Origin of the sequence: Nostoc sp. (assembly GCF_036917415.1) — a bacterium.
Lineage (GTDB): Bacteria > Cyanobacteriota > Cyanobacteriia > Cyanobacteriales > Nostocaceae > Nostoc.
The window spans coordinates 1-22,227 of the sequence record NZ_JBALDJ010000095.1 but is presented as its reverse complement, the minus strand read 5'-3'; the positions used below and the strand labels follow the sequence as shown (position 1 = coordinate 22,227).

Here is a 22,227-nt window from a genome sequence, read left to right as displayed (position 1 = left end):
AATGCAGATACGGAATAGGGCTAGGATTTGCCTAAAAAGTCAGCAGTATGAATCAGTTCTGATTTGTACATCGGTCTTAGTGGCACGGCTTCGTAAATGATGAAATTTCTAGTTTTGAGAGCCGCTAGATTGGTCAGCGAACGCTTTGAACTCCACAGCATCGTGACTACAGAAGAGACGCACCTCCTGATTGCGATCGCTCGATAATGCACGTAGCCGATCTTGATTGAGCAACCGAGCCTGACGATCCACCTCCATCATCCATTGGTAAGCACGCAAACCTGGCGTGCAGCGTCTTTTGGGTGAGTCCATTTCGTGCCGATAAAAGTAAGCATCACCTGCATGTAGGAGCCAACCCTCTGGTGTCTCGATGGCGATACCAGCATGACCCCGCGTGTGACCAACAAGCGGGATAAAGAGAATCTCCGGCGGTAGTCCGTCGAGGTCACGTACTGCTTCAAAGCCGAACCAAGGTTCGCCTCCCGCCGAATAATACTTCCAGTGCTTAACCTCATCCCACTGTTCTGGACGATAGCGGCGTCTGGCGATGAAGCCGTGCCGATCCTGGGCGGTTTCAATCTCAGTCTGCATTACGTGCACGGTTGCTTCCGGGAAATCTTCCAGACCACCGGCATGATCGAAATCGAGGTGGGTAAGCACAATATGACGCACATCTGGCGCAGAAAATCCGAGCCGCTCAATTTGATCGAGTGCCGTGTATTTTTTATCAAACTGGATGCCATTGAAATGAATGAAGAACGGGCTGAGGCGGGAGTAAGGCGACTTGATATCGCGCAGTCCGAAGCCAGTATCAATTAGAACGAGTCCTTGCTCTGTCTCCACAAGCAGACAGTGGCAGACGAGGTGAGCCGTCGGACCGCGACTGAAGCCATCGAAGAGGGCCCCGCCAATCGGGCACATGCAGCCGCAATTGAGATGATGAATTTGCATGAATCCTCCGTTACGACTCTGACTTTCAGACCATCCTAAATGTGTGAGATTAGCGACTGCGCGATTAAGTAGGTGGGCGTAAATAATTATCGTTAGGATAGGGCAGTTCTTGCAGGGGGCAGGGGGCAGGGAGCAGGGAGCAGGGAGCAGGGGGAAAAAGGGTTTGACCCTTATTTACTTTTCTTCACACAGTTCGGTTTTATTCTGCCCACTTACTTAGCTTCGTTGCTGTCCTTAGCCCAGGCGATCGCACCCTATTTAACAAAAGTGCCAACTGAGTATATTCGCTTGATTAAGTGAAATTATATCAAGTCCGGTTAATCACTTATGATTACCGCATCTGTGCAAAAATCCCAAAAGCCTCTTTCCCCCTAGCCCCCTGCTCCCTGCTCCCTGCCCCCTGCCCCCAGCAAGAACTGCGGTCTAAATGATAAGTCTTTACCCGGACATGAAATTACTTATGGGCTGACCCAGGCTCACTGAGTTTGCGGTGCTGTTCAGCATTGACGGTATCAGGTAATACCTTGCTTACATTGCCCTGAAGCTTCGTTTTGAGCGAACCAGCGATGATCTGATCCTTACCTGCCATCAAGGCTTCAAAACCCTGCTTGGCGACCTCAGCTGGATCGTCCTTTTGATCGGCGCCCACTTTTGTGTCGTCCATACCCGCACGGTGGAAAAAGTTGGTATCGGTGGGTCCGGGCATCAGCGCGGTGACGGTAACGCCCGTGTCCTTCAACTCGTTGCGTAGCCCCTCTGAAAAGGAGTGGACAAACGCCTTGGAGGCGGCGTAGACTGTCTCGAACGGGCCGGGCATCAAAGCGGCAATCGATGACGTGAAAAGGATTCGCCCCTTGCCACGTCCAACCATGTCCTTTACTACTCGTTTGGCAAGATGTACAGAGGATACGACGTTCAGATCGATCAGATTAAGTTCGTCTTTCAAGTCGGTTTCACGGGCAAACTCACCGCCAACTCCAACACCTGCGTTGATAGCGATCGCATCCACTGGTCGCCCAGTTGCCTTAATCTGGTTGTAGAGCGTCTCAACTCCGTCATAGCTAGCGAGATCGGCCTGTAGCGTCTCAACTTTAGCACCCAGCCCCTCGAAGGCAATAGCCACTTCGTTAAGGCTCGATCCGGTGGCTGTGACTAAAAGATCAAAGCCGTTTTGAGCAAACTGTTTGGCGAGTTCGTAACCGATGCCGTTGGAGGCACCTGTCACAACAGCCAAGGGTCGGGTCAACGAACTGTTCATAACCATCCAAAACTCCTATGTAACCGCTCCACACTCCTTTACGATGGCTTGCTTTTTTTAGCTACCAAATACTTCTACGTGGACTGTGGGCTTTCAACTCTTACAATATTAGGCAGGTAGGAGTGCGATTGCGTCTTTCCAAGGAAGTATCGCGAGTGTGTCTTTAAGGTTACTTTTCTAGAGTTCAGGACTTACTTTTAACAGACTTTCAGTCTCTCAAAACTTATTTTAATTGTGACGTTAGCTACGAACTTTCGTAACAATTTTCTGGGAATAAAATGAAGCTGATTCTTCATTTTTGGCGCAATCTTGGGCAAACTTAATTAAATGGTGTCCGACAAGTCCAACGTGAACCAAGTTTTCAATATTACCTGCTTTCAGTGCTGGCTTGGCCATTTTCCAAAAAGTTTGACGATAGTTACTAAATATGCCTATCCGCAGCAAAATATTGGTTAAATAAGTTAAACCTTTGCGAATATTAGCCCCAGAAGTGCGAGCTGGGCTGTTAGGTACTTCGATGCGGTTTGGATAGGTGTGTTCCATGTTGTAGGCAAACCGCTGATATAAAAATTCCGGCTGATAAGCAGTTGTGATACAGCGCCGCCACATCTCAACAACTTGCTCGTAGGGCATCAAAAACTCAACATTTGATTCGCGGCTTTCATCAAAGACAAGTCGTCCTTCTGCTTCTAATCTCCGCCATAATGGTGTTCTTGGTAATGCATGAAGTAGGTTAATTGTCAACATGGGAATTTGCGATGCCCGCATAAATTCAATAATTCGGTCTGCTGTTTCTGGTGTATCTGTATCTAATCCGATGATGATTCCTGATACTACTTCCATACCATAGCTATTTAAAACCTGAATCGCTTTTAAGATTGGCATACTCAGATTTTGGTCTTTGGAAATCGCATGGAGAGCATTTGGTTCTGGTGTTTCGATCCCGCAAAAGATTGTGCAAAAATAGGCTTCGCGCATCATTTCCAACAGCTTTGGACTTTGAGCTAGATTCAGCGTTGCTTCACAGGCAAACTGGATGGGGTAGCCATTGCGTTTTTGCCAGTCAATCAGATGAGGAAGCAACTTCATGGCGGCGCGGCGATCGCCAACAAAGTTATCATCGACAAAATACACTGCCCCCAAATTACCAGATTGTCGCATTGCATCTAACTCTGCGACTACTTGCTCTGGTGTTTTCATCCGGGGGCTGTTGCCATAGAGTTCGGGAATATCACAAAACTCGCAGCGATAAGGGCAACCACTAGAAAACTGTACATTTGCCAGGAAATAATCATTAATATTCAGCAAATGGTAAGCTGGGGTAGGAAACTCTGTTAAAGGTAGACGTTCCTTGGTTTCAAAGCGAATTTGCGTTTGGGGACGTTGCGAGTTTTGGTCTAGATATTCGATCATGCGATCGCTTCCATCTCCCAATTCACCCAAATTCAAAATGTCAAACTCAGGATAATATTCTGGACACCCAGATACCGAGGGGCCACCTACAACTGTAATTTTCCCCGCTCGATGGGCAAGTTCATTAATTTGATTAATCTGTGGTTTTTGGATATGCATTCCACTCACAATCACCACATCAGCCCATTGATAATCATATCTCGTTGCTGATTTGACATTCTCATCAATAAACCGGACTTCCCATTCTTTGGGTAAGTAGGCAGCCACAATTAAAATACCTTGGGGTGGCATAAAAGCCCGGACATTACCCATAAGTGGGTAGGCGTGATGAAAAGTACCAAAGGAGCGGCTGTATTTGGGAAAGATACACAGAATGCGTCGATGGTGCGAAGGAACGTAGCGGGTTCCTTGAGTGACAGAAGCGGTTTTAGAATCGCCCGCTACATTAATTTGGTTCTCTAAAGACTTTAAATTCACAGTCATCGCAAATTTCACCCTGGAAAACTGAGCAGGTAATTTGACAGTTTATTGACATAATTAGCTGTAATTCCAACTAGCTTACCAAAGAAAGGCAGAAGGCAGAAGGAATTATAAATGTATTTTTGCTCAAAACAAAGTCCTAAAAATTATAAATCGCCCAATGTTGCCTTCTGCCTGATTCATCGTCATATTTGAAGGGGTGTTTAACTGGTAAAATATAAAATCTACCCTAGCAATGCAAATTTAATTGGTTGGCAAACAACTATCATGGAAATCGCGCATGGGACATAAAAAGAGAGATTTTCATTTTTTGTTGTATCCAACTGGGTATAGGCATTTGTCATGAATTTGATTTACTTTCTTTTACGTTCTTCGTGGGGGATGGTAGCGATCGCGATCGCTACCGGATTTTTGAGTGGCGGTAGTAGTGCTGGCTTGATTGCCTTAATTAGCCATGCTGCAAGTAGCGGTAATGCTTCCCGCCTCACATCGATAATTTGGGGTTTTGCGGGACTGGCAATAGTTGCACTAATTACTAGTATCATTTCTCAAGTGATGCTGATTCGTCTTTCTCAGAATGCAGTCTTGCAATTACGAATGCGTTTGAGTCGCCAAATTCTTGCTTCGGAGTTGAGTCATCTGGAACGCTTAGGGAATCCTCGATTATTGGCAACTTTAACAGAAGATATTCAGGCGGTTGCTAATGCTGTTTATCAGATGCCTTTCATCTTTATTAATTTAGCGATCGTCCTGGGTTGTATAACGTATATAACCTGGCTTTCTTGGTTAGTATTGTTGATGGTTTGTGGGATTTCAGTAGTTGCGATCGCTAGTAGTCAGTGGCTACTCAACAGAGGCAGGCAATTACTGACCCTAGCTCGTGAAGATGAAGATCATCTATTTAAACATTTTCGCACCATTACCGAAGGAGTCAAGGAACTCAAACTAAACTACAGGCGGCGTGAAGACTTTTTAGAAGAAAAGCTGCAATCAACTGCTAACGAGTTCCGTCATCACAACGTTAATGGTCTAACCTTTTTTGCCATAACTTCAAGTTGGGGTCAACTCATATTCTTTTTTGCCCTTGGTTTTGTTCTGTTTGTACTGCCTAATCTGCTTACCATCAATCCCGAAACTCTCTCTGGTTACATTTTGACTTTCACTTACTTGGTGTTACCAATGGATAACATCATTAGTAAACTTCCTTTATTAAGCAAAGCCAGTATTGCCTTACAAAAAATCGAATCACTGGGTTTATCTTTAGCTAGTCGAACTGAAATATCAACTGTTCCACCTGCTCTAAAATCTGACTGGCACAGCTTAAAATTTAAAAGTGTCACCCATACTTACTACACAGAGCAAGAAGACAATAGCTTTATTTTTGGCCCCATAGATTTGACACTGCATCCTCAAGAATTAGTCTTCATTGTCGGCGGTAATGGTAGCGGTAAATCTACATTAGCGAAACTAATTACTGGGCTTTATGTCCCAGAAAACGGCGAAGTTTTGTTTGATGATGAGTTAATTAGTGAAGAGAATCGAGAATGGTATCGCCAACATTTTTCCGTGGTGTTTTCCGACTTTTATTTATTTGAACAACTTTTAGGTTTAAAAAATTCTAACTTAGATGCTCAAGCCAGAAAATATTTACAACAACTGCAACTAGACCATAAGGTGAAAGTTGAAAATGGACAAATTTCGACAACTGCTCTTTCTCAAGGACAACGAAAACGGCTAGCTTTACTCACAGCCTATTTGGAAGATCGACCAATTTATCTATTTGATGAGTGGGCAGCCGATCAAGATCCAGTATTCAAGAAAATATTCTACACTCAACTTCTCCCAGAACTGCGATCGCGGGGTAAAACAGTGCTGGTGATTAGCCATGACGATCGCTATTTTCATTTAGCAGACCGAATTATTAAACTTGACTATGGAAAAATAGAGTACGATAAAACTTAATCTGTCAAAACAATTCATAATTGTTCAAAGAATATTTGGAGTTTGACTAAATAAAACTAATGTCTGAACAAAAGCCCATAAATCCTTGGAACTACAAACCTTGGTGGTGTCAACCCTGGTCTATAGTTCTCACAGGTGTAACACTGATTGGTGGTAGCTGGTTACTATTTAAAACTATCTGGCTAACAGTTCTCGTTTCCATCCCTATAGGAACGTGGATGGCATTTTTTGTGTTGTTTTGGCCACAACTAATGATTCGCAGTGGAATTTTGGAGTCGTATAAAGAGTAGTTTGAGCTTGATGTAATGCTGGAAATTAGTCCAGGTAGAGAAAATTATTCCACCGTGTTCAGAGATTTAGCATCTCAGAGGATGTTTGAAAAGTCCTGTTGTTAGTAGCAGAACATTTCAGATCCCCCTAAATCCCCCTTAAAAAGGGGGACTTTGAAGCTTTTCCCCCCTTAAAAAGGGGGGCTAGGGGGGATCAGTGAGTGTTTAAAGTCACAGACAAATACTTTTCAAACAACCTCTCAGATCGCGTCCAGCTAATTAGTTATAATTCCCGAATCTATGCAATAATCTCAAAAATCCCTTCCATCTAACCCCTACGGTCTTAACGATCGCTCTTTAACCGGACATCGTATCATCTCTGCGTAGACGTGCAGAGATGAGAAGACTGTGCTGCAAAGTTAAGCGATCGCTCAAGTAAATTGTGAGAAGAAGTTCTCCGAAACAGTTTCTAACCCTTGGAACTTATGTATAAACAAATTAGTAGTATCAAAAACATTAATCCATGATACAGAACTCTAACAATATAATAAGTTTTGATAATTTTTAGCTAAAATCGATATTTTTTAAGTCGGCTGTGGGCAAAAGACCTTGTAAGTATCTAGATACTTAAGGAATTTGCACAGGGAAAGTTAGGGTGACATGAACAACAGAGCAAACCAAAGGCATGAAGAACATCATGTAATACAATATTTCTGTATATTCAACCGAATGTTGATTTTCGTTGCAGAGATATTTATGTCACGCAGCCTTGTTGCTGGAAAAGTAATGCTGCGGTTGTTCCAAAATTTCCAGCGTCCCAAACTTTCCTGGCTAAGGCTTAGACACTCATCTGTGAAAACCCAAGCTGTTCCTCTACCTGACAATGAAGCAGAAAGGCTCAAAGCGCTGGCAGACTACAATATTCTAGATACCCTACCCGAACAAGCATTTGATGACCTAACTGCTATTGCTGCCTACATCTGTAAAACTCCAATTGCTTTAATTAGCTTAGTTGATAGCGATCGCCAATGGTTTAAATCTAAGGTTGGACTAAAAAGTAACGAAACACCCAGAGATGGGTCTTTTTGCTCCCATGCCATTCTTCAACCAGAGGATATATTAGTGGTTCCCAACGCCATTAAAGACGATCGCTTTAATAACAATCCCTTAGTCAAAGGTAATCCCAAAATTCGTTTTTATGCTGGTGTCCCTCTAATTACGTCTGATGGTCTTCCAATTGGGACATTGTGTGTTCTAGATACCATTCCTCATCACTTAAGTTACCAGCAGTTAGATGCACTGCGCCGCCTAAGTCGTCAGGCGATCGCTCAAATGGAACTCATTCAGGAAGTTCGCAACCGCAAACAAGCAGAGATCGAAGGAAGACATTTATTACTGACTGATGAACTAACAGGTTTGTATAACCGACGTGGTTTCTTTCTAATGGCTGCACAGCAGTTAAAAATTGCTCACCGTATGAAAGTGTTTTGCTGGGTTATGTTCATTGATTTAGATGGATTAAAACAGATTAACGACACCCTTGGTCATGACATGGGAGATGCCTTGATTATTGATGCTGGTCAATTACTTAAGCAAAGTTTTCGGAACTCAGATATTGTTGCCCGCTTGGGTGGTGATGAGTTCATTGTTTTCATCTCTAGCTACTTTAAAGACGCTGATAGTATCCAAGCGCGTCTACAAACAAATATCGCTAACTTTAATCAGCAGCAAAACCGTAGCTATAAACTTTCGATGAGTATGGGCATACAGCGTTACTCACCAGAGAGCAATATGTCACTAGAACAACTAATCGCCAGGTCTGACGAATTAATGTATGCTCATAAGCGGCTCAAGCGGCAATCTCTTATATGAATCATCCTGTCTGAAGATTAAGCAAGTAAGAGTAGTGCTGATAAAAATCGAGATTCGTTATTGAACATCAGATATTAATCTATTAAACAGCCAGTAGGCGTAGGTTGGGTTGAGGAACGAAACCCAACATTATCAAGACTTTGTTATACCATTTCTTTGTGAGCCTGCGCCAAACTTTTTTAACTTTTTTCTCTGTGTCCTTTGCGTCCTTTGCGGTTCGTTTTTCTTTCTTGTACTTATGGTTTAGCGCATCTTCATACAGAATTGGTATTAGGTAACGCTTAAGCTCAACCCAACCTAGTAGCACGGCAAGCTTAATTTATTGGGTTGAGTAATTCTGTTATAGCCGTAATCACACAGGTTAGGACATTTTGAAAGCATGAAAGCTAGGAATAGTAATACTTTTACCTCCTGCCTCCTGCCTCCTGCCTCCTGCCTTCTGCCTCCTGCTATAATTATTGAATTTTGGTTTTCGTAAGTTTTTGAAACCCAACATTTTAAGCATATCGCGCTACTACTATTCTTCCTAACCCAAGCGTATTGGGTTTAATTCTCCTTCTCCCCTTGGGAGAAGGTAACGCCAAGGTGTATAATGTCGAAAGTTTTAGTCTGGGTCTAAATCCCATTAAATAACAGTCTTTAATTACTAATTACGAATTACGAATTATTTTAATTTACTACCTGGCTGCCATGACTGCGGGGATCATCTTGATTCGCCGTTGGTGCAACTGGGGCTGAAAATTTGGAAACTTTGCCGCTAGCTTGAGCATAAGGGAGAGAGGAACCAGTAACTAAAGCTTCTAAGTTGCTAGCCATAATCGTCCGGGGTTGATCGCCGATCGCTTGAGCGATGGTTTCCCCTTGCTGACTCAAAAATACAAAATGGGGAATCCCATCCACCCGATATCTCAGCATTTCTGGCAGCCATTTGGTGTTATCTACATTCAGCATGACAAAATTCATCTTGTCAGCATACTCTGTTTCTAATTGAGTGATATCTGGTGCCATTTTTTGGCAGACAGTACACCAATCAGCATAAAACTCTACTAAAGATGGTTTACCGTTGCTGACGGCTACTTCTAATGGTGTGGAAGTCTCGCTTAACTTGGCTAAAGTTGCCGAGGTTGTTTCAGTTCGCAATCCTAAGACGAGGGAAACACTAAGAGCGATCGCTACCATTACAATTAAGAAGTTTCTCAAACGCTTCCCGAATGTCGATTCAAGTTTTTCGGGAGAATTAACAGGTGAATCAGTACTCATAACAGCATTATTAAAACTTATTAGGCAATTTCCTCTTTAGTTTAGCTGACTCCAGGCACTCTATAATTTCTCTAGCTTTGGAAGCTTGAACTGGAAATTGGGCATGGGGCAAAACAGTTCCAAGTTTCGAGTTACGAGTGCTGAGTAAAGAAGTGAGATTCCCCACTCAGCACTCCTGAAGGGCATTGGGCATAAAAGGAAGAGGGGCAAAGGGAAAGACTTGCTACAACTTCTCCCCTGCTCCCCAGTCCCCATTACCCCTTATCCCTAGAGGGGACCTCACCATCCCCAATCCCGAAGCACCTATTTACTTAACTTACAAAATTGCTCCAGTTTCCTTCAAATAAACCCGCGTAAATGGTTCATCTTCACCCAAAGTATAATCTTCAATCAATCCTTTGCGACGAATAGAAATATCGTTGCCTTTTCTAATCACCACAGTCGAACCATCAAAAACATCCCGCACCAAAATCATCTCCGTTTCGGTGGGATTATCCAAAACTACGATATTACTATTCTGGTAAAATATGCCCTGTTCTTCGAGGATTTCTTCAGGGTACTCGGCAATTAGCAAATCAACTTTGGGATGACGCAGCAAAGTTTGGACATTACTGTTGTAATCTTTGCTTAATACTTTTTTCGAGCGATTCACAAAAACGGCATCACGACAAACAGCACCTATTGTCAAGTTGGGATTTTGCAAAAGGATATGGTCAATCGTCGCTTGTAGTTCTTCAACTGAAATTTTGTTAAAGGTAATAATTGGTATCCTGGCATCTGTACCCGACTCAAAAAAGGTTTCTAAAATATGAGAAGGCACATCAACACTTTCACCAACAGAAGGTTTAAGATGCATTAAAACGCCTGGTGCAGCATTGATTTCCAAGATGGCAAAGTTACTGGACTTCCAAGATTCTGCGAGACTTTTGGTGATAACATCAATTCCCAGGCAAGTTAGCTGAAAATGTTGGGCAATATCTTGCGCCAAGATAATATTGTCATCATGAACTGTCGGGGTTGCATCGATGCTCATACCTCCAGCTGAAAGATTGGCAACTTTACGCAGGTAAACAGTGCGTCCTTTCTCAATCACGCTGTCTAATGATAAGCGCTGTTCTTCCAGGTAGAGTTCCATCGCTTCATCGATCTGAATTTTACTCATCGGCGAAGTTGGCGTGTCTAAACGTGCAGGTTTGCGGTTCTCTTGGCGAATTAACTCTGCAAGCGTTAAGTACCCATCACCTACAACCGATGCGGGACGCCGTTCTGTGGCAGCGACGAATCGACCATTGACACACAGCATACGAAAATCCGATCCTGAAATACTTTTCTCAACAATTATTCGGGTTTGCTGATTTTCGGGAATCGCTGCTACTGACCGATTATAAGCAGATATCAGTTCTTTTGAGTCTTGTACATCAGCCGTGACGCCAATTCCTTTGTGACCTACCACTGGCTTAACTGCCACTGGGTAGCCAATTTCTCTTGCTGCTGCCAAGGCTTCTTTTTCGGAAAAGACAATACTACCTTCAGGTACTGGAAAACCCAAGGTTTTCAAAAATGCCTTACAATCATCTTTGCGGGTAGTAAACTCCGAATCTAGATGGCTATCACAGTTAAATGTTGTTGCTACCCCCCTGACGTGTTTTTTTCCAAAACCGTATTGCATCAATCCTTCTTCCCACAAATAGAAGGCGGGAATACCTTTCTCATAAGCTGTTCGCAATAGGGCGTAAACTGTGGGGCCACCATAGACAGATGCGCGAAATTTATCTTGCAACCTTACTAGCTGCTCATCAAAGGCAAAGTCTTCGTCTTGGGTAATGGCTTCAAACCAATCCCAAACAAAGTAGACTACCTCTCTAGTTGTGCGTTCGTGTAGTGATTGGACGCCAATCCGCGTCAGATTTGGATATGGCTTAACACTCCAGTGGTTAAGGTGTAAATCCATGTCCAATTTCCCGGCTTCGGACACAACTTGGGCAAACAGATGAGCATAAGATTCGTAGGTTTGCTCGCGAAGATTTGGATAGCGATCGCCAATGCTGGCAATATAATCTTCAATGGGCAAAGGCTCTCTAGAGTCAATTAGAGCAAAATCAAATACTAGCGCCCCTACATCTAAATAAGGGTTGGGGCCAAGGTAATGCTTGAAGTTGAAAATATCGAATACATCCGTCCTTCTAGCATTAATGCGGACTAATTCACTGCTTTTTTGTAGAACCATTGATTACAACCCTTCGGCTAAACACCCTGAAATTTTAATGCTGAGTTGTAGTTACTCAGACTTACTGATTGTAGATTGACTCACGTTAATTTTGGAGAGTGATGGCTTTGCCACTGAGCTAATCAGAACCCACGCTAACTCTATTACTAAGCATTTTTAACTATCTTAAGGCATAATTAAATCTCCAATCTTCTGCCAGGAATCAAAAACAGTCAATTCATCCTCATGAATAATCAAAGATATAACCTTTGAATGGTGCAACACTCATCCAAAAATTGTATAAATATATATGAGGCATTAAAAAGACAGCATAAAAACACAGCAAAGTTATGAATAGCACACAAGCTGCTCTAAGAGATGAGATTCGAGAACTTGCTGACGAAGCTTTTCACAAAAAGCTGATCTCTGGACATGGAGATGGAGCAGACATGAATGAGTATCAAATTGTCTACCAAGGCAAACCCAGGCATCTCCCACTAGAACAAGCACGTTTTTTCTTAACTAACTTGCTTAACAAAAGTCGAGTTGATTAGGACTTGCCATCAGATATCTATTTGCATCTAGCTAGGGTCAATACCAGTTACTTACATCGCTCGATAAATTTTCAATCGACAATTAGCAATATAGCCAGCAATGCCTCTAGAAGTGTTTTCTAGAGGCAGTTGACGTTGTGAATTTTATTTAGTAATTGGAAAAGCATTTTGGTCTAATTGCGATGTCTAACGACAAGCCGCTTCTCTACGAGACGCTCCGTGAATACGTCTACGCAAATGTTAACCCTACTTTTATCAAGTAATCTATCAAAGGGATGATTTGATACATTGAATTGTCATGTTTTAGTGATATTTATTAACTCAAATCCAGGGGTGCATCATGGTGGAAAGTAATATCAAAAGGCAGTTAGTAATTATTGGGGGAGCCGAAGATAAAGAGGGAGATTCCGTAATTTTGCGGGACTTTGTACGACGTGCTGGGGGTACAAAGGCATATATTGTAATTCTGACAGCAGCCACAGAACTACCAAGAGAAGTAGGAGAAAATTACATCAGAGTGTTTGAGCGCCTGGGAGCGGAAACTGTTCGCATCATTGATACAGAAACCCGTGAAGATGCATCTTCATCTACCGCATTGGAAGCTATTAATAAAGCAACTGGGATATTTTTTACAGGGGGAGATCAAGCGCGTATTACCAACATCCTCAAGGACACCGAAATCGATGCGGCGATTCACCAGCGCTTTTCTGAAGGCGCAGTTATCGCAGGTACAAGCGCCGGAGCTGCTGTGATGCCAGACGTAATGATTGTGGAAGGCGACTCAGAAACACATCCTCGGATTGAAACTGTCGAAATGGGCCCAGGTTTGGGATTTTTACCAGGGGTAGTAATTGACCAGCATTTTTCCCAACGCGGACGCTTGGGACGTTTAATATCAGCTTTGATACTACAGCCTGCTGTCTTGGGATTTGGTATTGACGAAAATACCGCTATGGTGGTGATAGATAATCAAATTGAAGTAATTGGTGAAGGTGCGGTTACGATTGTTGATGAATCAGAAGCTACATATAACAATATGGGCGAAATTTTGAAGGATGAGTCTTTGGCGATTTGTGGAGCAAAGCTTCATATTTTGCCACATGGCTTCAAATTTGACCTGAAAACTCGTCAGCCTATCCTAAATAATGGCTCTGTACCAAATGGCTCTCAACCACTTGCTTCAGTTAACACTTAACTTTTAGCAAGTGTATTTAAACTGAAAGTTTTATCTAATCGCTGTAATACCCCTGCCTCAACCTTTGGTAGGCAGGGGATATCAAGCGGTTCAAAACTTGAGTGTAAGCGAAATAAAATCTGCGCAGTAGCTAATACCAATTTGAAAAAAGAATGCGACAAATAGACCATTTGTAGAGACGCGATGAATCGCGTCTTCACCCAAGAATATGTTGCAATCATTAATTGAATTGGTATAAGTTTTTAACAATCTAGTATAGCAAAAAGTGATATTTTAAATAACCATCTTCACCAAAGTAAGGTAGAAAGAATATCAAGGCGATTTCGTTAAACTATAAAAACTGTCAGAACGAATCTGACTGCCATTTCGCCAAACTTCAACTCTTTGTGGAGTGACTAAATAATAAAAACTACCATTATCTGCTCGATATCTGTCTTTACCAATATTCAAAGCTGTTATTTTTATAGGCTTGCTTGGGGCTTGCTTCAATTGCCCAATATAAAATAATTGACCATTTTCTTCACAGACTTTTACACGAATGCTTGTTGTCTCACCTTCAATAAGACTAATTCCATTACATTTAGTATCAGTGCTTACAGGTGTAAAATCTATAGGAATTGGCTGCTGTGGAGGTGAAACTTGATTTGCTACTGGGGGTGACGAGACTGGGTGGTTCGGGTTATCCACTTGCTGAACTTTAGAACCAGAGCCAACACTTGCAGTTACGGATGTCAACAAACGAAGGGGGTCAACTGCTACTCGACCATTTGGATGAACTTCAAAGTGCAGATGAGGTGCTGTACTATTGCCTGTAGATCCCATCTCGGCAATCATTTGACCTTGAATGACCTGTTGACCCTTGCTCACCAACAAACGACGATTGTGGCCATAAACAGTAATGCTGCCGTCGAGATGTTTAATAGTTATGGCATTTCCTAATCCCCAATCATCCCAACCTGCTTTGACAACTGTACCGGATGCCGCAGCCACAACAGGAGTTCCAGATGCCCCTGCAATATCAATTCCTTCATGTTGATATTTGCGGAAGCCTTGAGAAATAAACCCTTGAGTTGGCCAGATTAAGTTAGAAGTAGGGATAGGAGTTTGCCCAATTGGGGAATCGCCTGTTAATTGTGTTAAGGCAGATGTAGCTGTACTTAATACAGTGGTTAAAGATATTAACCCAATTAGTCCATAAGTACGGTATCGATAAGCAGTAGCTTTTTTCATAAGTTGTAAGTCTATTAGAACAATAATTCAGACACTTTCTGATTATTTGTTATTTCAAGCTTACTCGGAAAATATCAGGAAATCTTTAGTGAGTTTGTAGCTTTCTAGCTTTTTAGATTTTGAATTCACCAACGAGGTCTTATATCAAGTCCGGTTAATCACTTATTAACCGCATCTGTACAAAAATCCCAAAAGCCTCTTTCCCCCTACTCCCAGCAAGAACTGCGGTCTAAATGATAAGTCTTTAGCCGGACACGATATTAGTTTTCGCCCATAGTTGAATGAAGTTTTAATAAATTCTATGGTTGCAATGCAGATTCAATTTTTCATTTCATTCTCTAAATATGCCAGTTTCGCCTTTTCATCAAAAACTTGCTGTTCTAATTGAAACTTTTTAGCTGCATCAGTTTCAGCTACTAAAGCGTGACGCAATTTAGATAATTTTTGATGGCACAGATCCCATTCTGCCTGAAGTGTTTCTAGTTTATGCCGCGATCGCCTTCATGTCCAATTGATTGTGTAGAATATAAAGTCATCAATACCTCAGCCAACTCACCTGGTTTAAATATCCTACCGTTTACTTCCGGTTTACGACCTGGATCTGTTGTACTACTAACCGATTTAACAGCCAGCGTTGACCATAGTCTGGTGAACCGTGGATTAGAAAAGCTGCTGTGGAGTTAACCTCAATAAACCTGCGGAATTCTCGTGTCTGTTTGCGATAGCCTAATTTCAACAAAGCATGATATAGCCGTTCACTAGACACAGATTGTTCCAGATAATAAAGCTGCTGTTCTAATTCCTTTAGTTCTTTCTCGGTCTGTTCAATCTGCTTTTCTCGTTGAAAGCGAATGAGAGTATCTGTCGCGATCGCATAATCACGACGTAGCCTGTCTAATTTCTCGGCTACTAGATCGTACTGCTTTTGTAATATCTGGCGTTTCTGTTCTAGGCGCTGCTCGGAGGACATCCAGTTATTTTTGAGTAAATAATCTTTACTTAAGACGAATATCCAGAAGTCGGTGCGACAATCTGGTTATGCATTTTGTTTCAATAGTTGAAACATACCTCTTTTGCTAGATGTCATTTATATTTTACTAAACTAGTTCATTTGTTCGCATTAAGAGGGCTGGGTGAGTTAAACTTGCCTAACCCACCCGATAAAATTAAACAGTAGAGAAATTAGCCATTAAAAACGCGACTGCGCCACTTATTCAACCGGGCTTCCCCAATTGTCGCAGACCGTCGAGCATCAGCAATTTGCTCTTGCAAAGCTGCAATTTGTTTTTCTTGGGCGTCAGCTTGCTGTTGCAAAGATGTATATTCGCCTGTGCTGGTCGGGGAACTAGAAGACTGCCAACTACTACTAAATTTTGTTGTCCCGATGCTGGCAAATGGTCTTAAGTCTGCTAATTGTTGTTGCAAAGTTGCAATTTGGCTTTCTTGCTCTTGAATCTTTTGCCGCAAGCTTTCCTCGGCTGCTGTGGGAGCTGCAATAAAGGTATTAACTGGAGCAGCAGTTTCTGGCTTCGGCTTGAATATTTCAGCTAGCAATGCACTAATATCCGTGAGTTTCTGTCTACCGTAAGGAACGTTGGTAATTAGCGATCGCACCAGTTGAGGTTCATTATTCGTTGCTAAGTTTTTATCACTGCTAGAGTTGCTCCGCGCCAGTTGCAACATATTGGTAAATTCCAATATTTTTTTGCCGTTTTGAGTTTTATAACCTCGGTAATATGGCACTATGTTATCCCCAAAGGCATCTAAATACTCGTCACTATCAAGATAAGAATCAATATCCGCCTCAAAACCCTTCTCATCGAGAATGTTACTGTGATGTTTAGTCTCGGAGTAATCATCGGGAGCGCGGCCGAGCAGGTGCTTAAAGTTAAGTTCAATTGCCCGGTAGCGGTAAACGTTATCAAAAAATCTGGAGCGATATAACTCTGATTTGGCAACTTGACGCACAAACTCACGGACATCGATTATGCCTTGCTTGAGTTGTGATTCTGGAACTACGAGCTGCTCACTTTCCATGATGTAGGCATTACCCAACACTTGCCGATAAACTGCCCGAATTACAATTTCAATGTCATCAACTGAAGCAGTAGTCCACAGTTCGATGGGTTCTGTTTGGGGAAATGCTTGATATTGGCGTCGTCTGGTTTCGTCGTCTAGGAAAATCTGCATAGTTGGGTTATTGTGGGTAAGAGTAACTAATTTGTCAAGTAAAAATAAAATTTCTGTAGTAGGGTGGCAATACTAAATAGCAAAGCCATAACGGGCCCTACTTAAGATTTACTAATTACTGATTACTGATATTAACTTATCAACTTTTGGGGAGTTTTTTAGTTACATTTTCTAACAAACTTAGACGGCTAACTGTTAATAACTAACAGCTAATCATGATAAAAAAATTAGCAATTAGACATTAACAATTAGCCGCCAACCCCCTTGGGGAGTATTTAAAATTCAAAACTTAATTTTGAATTGCAGTGTAGACGCCTGTTAGAAAAATTTCTACAGGATAGTAACTCTCAAGCACGCTCATCAAATCTAGTGTAGAAACCACCGTATTTTATCCAGTATTGTTTCAAATTATGATGAGGTGTATGTAAACTAGCTTTTGCCTGATATAAAATTACTTGGCGATGATCGCCCATCCAAATTTTATTAATCGGGTCAACGGATATTACTGTTCCTCCTAAAGAAGCAACGCATTCAGAGAATCTCTCAATCGTTGTGTATTCTAATGTCTCGAATATAAAAAAGTTACCCGAACAAATCAAGTGGCGGCTGCGAATCCAGCAGCGCATCTTTTTTTCAGCCAGTGGAGGCAACATTTTGGTTTTAACAGATTCTAGCTGAATCAACATAATGCGCTCACCGCACGTAATTCATCAGCAAAACTTTCCCGTTTTTCAAATTGTAATGGGCCAGCGGTAGATCCCCATATTTGCTCGTGGGTTTCAATATCCATACCTTTATCTAGACTTATCCAAGTATGCTCAGTTACTTCTACTTCACTGACAAGATATGTCTGGCATCCATTGCGCTTAATCAGACATTGATTGCCTGGTTCCACACTACCTCGATACATTTCACCTTCTCGTTGGAAAATCATTGAACAGTGATAACGCCGTTCGATGCTTTCTGGGGTGATGGTTTTGAGAATATCTAATTCACGAGCTGCACCTGCATAAAGCATCTGGTCTTTCAAGCTGTAATTTTCGATATAAATGCGATCGCCCCAATCGACTAGTCTATGTACTCCCTGACGATAGGGTGTCCATAAATCGTGGTCATAAGCTTGTTCAGAATAAAAACCGATGCCAGAAAAAAATTCAATCGGTAAAGGACGAAAAAAAATGTGAATGTGGGCGTAAAGTTGCGGATTTGCAAAAGATTGCTTGTAGTTGCTAAAATCTCCTGCCATCCAACAGGCTAAGGTGAGCAAATCGCTAGCGTTGGTGCTAGATTCACTGGGCGCTATCGTCATATTCAACTTCAGGAGTGATAAAACTAGATGATTCCTTTTATGTTTTAACCTGATATTTGCTAACTGGTTGAACTTGACAAAGAGCGAATCTCTGAAGAAAAGGAAGCTGTTGTCACACCTTTACCATCACTGGTTTTAATCATCGCTACCCGAAATCGGAGATTTGGGTTAGCAAACCAAATTCGCTCCTCAGCAGCAGCAAGTTCATACTCTGTTAACAGGGTAAAAATACCATCGTCACTCAGATGATATTTAGCCACTGCTGGGATTGTTTCGGCGTACCCCTTGTCCCGCAGTAGTTTTCCTCTAGAAGGATTTTCGACATCGGGAATTGGTACTAGTACAGTACTGCCAGAGATTGGTTTATCGTCCCAGTCTGACTCACCTTCCCAAGTCATCCGAAAGGGGTGAGTAATACTGGCGGGTTCAGTGTCATACAATTGACAAATTGCCACCACTGCTGGATCGGTGGTGGATAAGGACTCAATGTCAATGTCAGACAATACTTCTTCAAAGTGGGCGAATGCTAAATGATGAGCGCTTCGTTGCGATCGCCATCGTCCAATTGAAAGTTCAAAAAATTCAGTAATTTCCATTAAAAAAGCGATCTTAAAAAAGTAGCTTAAAATCCAAGAGATATCTTGGCAAAAAAGAAAGTTATTCTCCTAGTCTATATGTTAGCGTCCTTGACCACAATTGCATTTGAGAGTGCTGAGTTAGGAGTAGAGACGCGATTAATCGCGAGTGGGGAGAGACGCGATTAATCGCGTCTGTACAAGAGTTAGGAGTTTAGAGTTATTATTCTCCCCTCAGTCTCCAGTCCCCAGTCTCCTACTTAGACAAATCTAAGCAACTTCAGTGATACTGATAATTTTGCCGCCTGTGCGATGAATGTTTTGCACTTGTCCAGACAGTTGGTTGTAGTTAACTACATATTCCAGGTTGCCCAAACGAGTACGGAGATTACTTGCACCTTTAACAGCTTTAATCAAGAAGCGTTTATCGGTGCTGCTGACACTAGAACCAGCGGCGGGAGCCTTGATGGATGTGGGTAAATTGGAACCGATATCGCCAATCAGTTTGGCTTTGCGATTGCCATCGCTGCTAGCAAATCCTCTCACTAAGCTAAAGGTGCGGTTAAAGGTAACATTCTTAATTCCTATTTGGGAACTTGTGCTGCGAACATAGGGAACAATATTCTCGCCAAAATTCTGCTGATATTCCTTGCTATCGATATAGGATTCGATCTCAGCATCATAGCCCTGTTCGTTGTAGATGCGGACGTGTTCGGAAATTTCTGCTTGATCGGCAGGAGGACGTCCTAGCAGGTGTTTGAAGTTTAGTTCAATGAACCGATACTGGGAAGAAGAGTTGAAAAACAGGGATTGATAAATCTCTGATTTCGCAACGGTGTTGACGAATTCGCGGACGCTGATTTTGCGATCGCGCAATTGCGATTCAGCAGTGGCTAGTTGCTCACTTTCCAACAAGTAAGCATTACCCAAAACCTGTTTGTAAACTGCCCGAATCAGTGTTTGTAATTCACTTTCGCTGGTGTTCGGACGCAGCTCGACAGTAGGTGAATCAATAGCCCAAAGTGACATTGAAGTATCTCCTGAAAAACGCTAATTAAATTAAATTTACGAGTATCCTACCCCTTTATAGAGGTAGAATTTCCCATCAGTTGTCAGTTATTTTTGCTACTGACTAGCTTTTGTAAAACTTTAGTTTGTGAAAGTGGGTTAAATGTCTTCGTAGATCGCAACTGAGGGCGGAATTGGTCAAACTCCAGATTAGCGAGCGCTTTGGCTAACTTTTGATCGATCGGGATTTACGCAAACTATAGCCGAAAAGAATGATTTTCAGGTAAGGGCAATGTATGTAGACGCATTGCCGAAGCATCTAATAGAGAAGCAGCTTCGCACAGGATATTGCCTCTCAAGTGCGTGTAGTTTTGCGTAAATCCCAGAACGATCGGCACTGGGGATTAAAAGACTAAAGACTGAGTATAGCAGAATTATTTCCCAATCCCTAATCTCTAAATCCCCAATTTCTATTCTTTAGTTTACAGGGGTAATACTGGCGATCGTACCGCCCTGCTTGTGAATCCGCTGATACTCTTGTGAAAGCTTGTTGTATGGCACGAAAAAGACTTGGTTACTGCGGCGAAATTTGGAAATGCTATTTACCACATTTGCCTTGTAGCCAGTCACTTCAATCCGGTAGACCTTACCATCATCATCAGATCCCACACCTTGACGAGTGCGAGGAGTAGATGTTGGCTTGCGGAATGTCGCGCCCTTGCTGGCTGGTGAAACCACAGGAGTAGGCGTGCTTTGAATTAGCAGACTGTTTAATTTTGGTTGTTTGCCAGCTAAGTCACCTTTTAGGCTGCTGCTAGAGGAACCACGTACCAGTTGAAATAAGTGGGTAAACTGAACCAAACTCTCGATAGCTTCGGTTTTGTAGCCTCGAATATAAGGCACAATGTTTTCCCCAAAAGTTTCTTGGTATTCGTCGCTGTCTAGATAAGAATCAATCTCACCCTCAAAGCCCTTTGTATCCAGAATAGTGCTGTGTGTACGCGTTTCTTCTAAATCCAATGGCGCACGACCAAGGAAATGTCTAAAATTTAATTCAATCGCCCGATAGCGAGGGGTGCTATCAAAAAACCGCGAACGGTAAAGTTCCGACTTCCCGACTTGACGCACAAACCCGCGAACGCTAATGTCACCCTGTTTGAGTTGGGATTCAGCAACAGAAAGCCGCTCACTCTCCATTACATAAGCGTTGCCTAGAACTTGCTTGTAGACAGTTCTAATTACGGTTTCAACATCTTCATTGGAGCGATTTGGCCACAGATCAATCGGATCGGTGTCTTCAAACAGAGCGACCCCTAATCGTGATGCTGGTCCAAAAGCCATTCAAATCTATCTCCCAATTAACAACTAAATTTTATGAGAAGGATATTTAGCAGATGTTAAAAAACTTTACATCATGGTGACAAAGGAGAGGACATAGAGACTTTAAATCCTTATTACTCGTGATGATTTTAAGTTTTTGCATCGTTTGCCTTTACATATTGTGATACGATGCCGAAACCATATTTATTAAAATTTGTTAAGTTAAATCATACTTTAGAGAAAATTCAGCTTTTTTTTAGTATTTGATTTGCGATTGGGATGTAAGTGATGGTATTGTGTCATTCCCTTGAGCCAGAGTATTAATCGTGCTGAGTAACCCAAGTTTATCTCAATCAGTGGGCATGAATAAAATCAACTATATTATGCAATGTAAAATTGAGTAAGATTGTCTTTTAGTAAGAGCTTCAGCCCTAACTAGCAACCTTTAATTATTCATGCCCACTTAAGTTATTGAATTTGGAAAGTAGCTAGTTGGCTGATTAAATGGTCAAAATAGGGAGCAAGAGTTTGCTGCTGATCGGCTTGGCAGCGTTTCAAACTAGCAGCCTTGATGCTTTTTAAGCCTAAAACCATTGCATCCAATGGAACTTGTAATTCCTGATAGAGCAAATTCATATAGTGCAGTCCTGTGGGATTTGTATATTTAGTGTGGCCACCTGCTATGCCATAGGTAATACAGCGAAGAAAATGCCAAAAATCTCGCCAGCAAGCTTGGGCACGTTCAGGTGGATAAAGACCACCTCCAGGCTGGATAATTTCGGGATAAGTTGCCAAAACTTGTTCCCTAGATTCATCAACGATTTCGGCTGCGCGATCGCGTAATAACACAGCAACAGGAATCAAGGCTGAATTATCCGGTGACAAGGTTATAATCTGCAATAAATCTTCATCGCTTAAATAGCGAAAAGCATCATCCGCAGCTTGAAATATAGCGATTGCTGCTTTTGGATGGGACTGTTCCCACTCAGCAAAGCTGACAATTCTAGCTTTAGCTATTAATTCTTTAACGGTTTCGCTTAATTGAGTCATTGGTTTTGGGGATAGGGTATTGGGCATGGAGTATGGGGCAAAACAGTTCCGAGTTTCGAGTTCCGTTAGCGGAAGCGGGGCGTTTAGCCCGTGCTGAGTAAAGAAGTGAGATTCCCCACTCAGCA

General features: G+C 42.1%; 19 protein-coding genes. 5 read left to right on the top strand and 14 right to left on the bottom strand.

Translation table 11 applies throughout. The features are described 5' to 3' along the window. Positions 1–108: 108 nt before the first annotated feature. The 3 genes from V7K41_RS20920 to V7K41_RS20910 form a co-directional block, all read right to left on the bottom strand. Complete coding sequence (locus tag V7K41_RS20920) at positions 109–921, bottom strand: MBL fold metallo-hydrolase (protein WP_334851277.1); 813 nt, start codon at positions 919–921, stop codon at positions 109–111. A 484-nt stretch (positions 922–1,405) separates the two neighbouring features. Next, positions 1,406–2,215, bottom strand: a complete 810-nt coding sequence (locus V7K41_RS20915) for an SDR family NAD(P)-dependent oxidoreductase (RefSeq protein WP_334851265.1) — start codon at positions 2,213–2,215, stop codon at positions 1,406–1,408. A gap of 234 nt (positions 2,216–2,449) precedes the next feature. Continuing rightward, positions 2,450–4,105 (bottom strand): B12-binding domain-containing radical SAM protein, encoded by a 1,656-nt coding sequence (locus tag V7K41_RS20910; protein WP_334851263.1) that lies wholly within the window; start codon positions 4,103–4,105, stop codon positions 2,450–2,452. A gap of 339 nt (positions 4,106–4,444) precedes the next feature. Between V7K41_RS20910 and V7K41_RS20905 the strand changes: the two genes are divergently transcribed. The 3 genes from V7K41_RS20905 to V7K41_RS20895 all read left to right on the top strand — a co-directional run bounded on the left by V7K41_RS20905 (position 4,445) and on the right by V7K41_RS20895 (position 8,205). Further along, complete coding sequence (locus V7K41_RS20905; RefSeq protein ID WP_334851261.1) at positions 4,445–6,064, top strand: cyclic peptide export ABC transporter; 1,620 nt, start codon at positions 4,445–4,447, stop codon at positions 6,062–6,064. Between the two features lie 59 nt (positions 6,065–6,123). Beyond that, the gene (locus V7K41_RS20900) at positions 6,124–6,354 is read left to right on the top strand and encodes a DUF6737 family protein (RefSeq protein WP_099099524.1); all 231 of its coding nucleotides are present in this window, start codon (positions 6,124–6,126) and stop codon (positions 6,352–6,354) included. A 735-nt stretch (positions 6,355–7,089) separates the two neighbouring features. Further along, entirely contained in the window at positions 7,090–8,205 is a 1,116-nt protein-coding gene (locus V7K41_RS20895; protein WP_334851258.1) for a sensor domain-containing diguanylate cyclase, read from the top strand. Positions 8,206–8,874: 669 nt separating this feature from the next. Here the strand turns inward: V7K41_RS20895 and V7K41_RS20890 are convergent. Continuing rightward, positions 8,875–9,465: a thioredoxin family protein gene (locus V7K41_RS20890; RefSeq protein ID WP_334851256.1), complete on the bottom strand. Its 591-nt coding sequence runs from the start codon at positions 9,463–9,465 to the stop codon at positions 8,875–8,877. Between the two features lie 316 nt (positions 9,466–9,781). After that, complete coding sequence (locus V7K41_RS20885) at positions 9,782–11,692, bottom strand: ATP-binding protein (RefSeq protein ID WP_334851254.1); 1,911 nt, start codon at positions 11,690–11,692, stop codon at positions 9,782–9,784. A 329-nt stretch (positions 11,693–12,021) separates the two neighbouring features. Here V7K41_RS20885 and V7K41_RS20880 point away from each other — a divergent pair, with 329 nt between their 5' ends. After that, positions 12,022–12,225: a hypothetical protein gene (locus tag V7K41_RS20880; RefSeq protein ID WP_334851252.1), complete on the top strand. Its 204-nt coding sequence runs from the start codon at positions 12,022–12,024 to the stop codon at positions 12,223–12,225. 340 nt (positions 12,226–12,565) lie between these two features. Beyond that, positions 12,566–13,420: a cyanophycinase gene (locus V7K41_RS20875; RefSeq protein WP_334851250.1), complete on the top strand. Its 855-nt coding sequence runs from the start codon at positions 12,566–12,568 to the stop codon at positions 13,418–13,420. Positions 13,421–13,732: 312 nt separating this feature from the next. Here V7K41_RS20875 and V7K41_RS20870 read toward each other — a convergent pair whose 3' ends face one another. From V7K41_RS20870 to V7K41_RS20830, 9 genes are all read right to left on the bottom strand, one after another. After that, entirely contained in the window at positions 13,733–14,650 is a 918-nt protein-coding gene (locus V7K41_RS20870; protein WP_334851248.1) for a M23 family metallopeptidase, read from the bottom strand. A 577-nt stretch (positions 14,651–15,227) separates the two neighbouring features. Next, on the bottom strand, positions 15,228–15,620 hold the full coding sequence (locus V7K41_RS20865) for a hypothetical protein (protein WP_334851246.1): 393 nt from the start codon (positions 15,618–15,620) through the stop codon (positions 15,228–15,230). Positions 15,621–15,832: 212 nt separating this feature from the next. Next, positions 15,833–16,840, bottom strand: a complete 1,008-nt coding sequence (locus V7K41_RS20860; RefSeq protein WP_334851245.1) for a phycobilisome rod-core linker polypeptide — start codon at positions 16,838–16,840, stop codon at positions 15,833–15,835. A 347-nt stretch (positions 16,841–17,187) separates the two neighbouring features. Beyond that, on the bottom strand, positions 17,188–17,526 hold the full coding sequence (locus V7K41_RS20855; protein ID WP_334851243.1) for a CpeR family transcriptional regulator: 339 nt from the start codon (positions 17,524–17,526) through the stop codon (positions 17,188–17,190). After that, complete coding sequence (locus V7K41_RS20850) at positions 17,520–18,149, bottom strand: chromophore lyase CpcT/CpeT (protein ID WP_334851242.1); 630 nt, start codon at positions 18,147–18,149, stop codon at positions 17,520–17,522. Before V7K41_RS20850 ends, V7K41_RS20855 begins: the two co-directional genes overlap by 7 nt. A 59-nt stretch (positions 18,150–18,208) precedes the next feature. Continuing rightward, the gene (locus V7K41_RS20845; protein WP_334851238.1) at positions 18,209–18,745 is read right to left on the bottom strand and encodes a phycobiliprotein lyase; all 537 of its coding nucleotides are present in this window, start codon (positions 18,743–18,745) and stop codon (positions 18,209–18,211) included. Between the two features lie 249 nt (positions 18,746–18,994). Next, positions 18,995–19,753: a phycobilisome rod-core linker polypeptide gene (locus tag V7K41_RS20840; protein WP_334851236.1), complete on the bottom strand. Its 759-nt coding sequence runs from the start codon at positions 19,751–19,753 to the stop codon at positions 18,995–18,997. Positions 19,754–20,209: 456 nt separating this feature from the next. Further along, positions 20,210–21,073, bottom strand: a complete 864-nt coding sequence (locus V7K41_RS20835; protein ID WP_334851234.1) for a phycobilisome linker polypeptide — start codon at positions 21,071–21,073, stop codon at positions 20,210–20,212. Positions 21,074–21,520: 447 nt separating this feature from the next. Next, on the bottom strand, positions 21,521–22,102 hold the full coding sequence (locus V7K41_RS20830; RefSeq protein ID WP_334851233.1) for a phycobilisome protein: 582 nt from the start codon (positions 22,100–22,102) through the stop codon (positions 21,521–21,523). Positions 22,103–22,227: the final 125 nt, after the last annotated feature.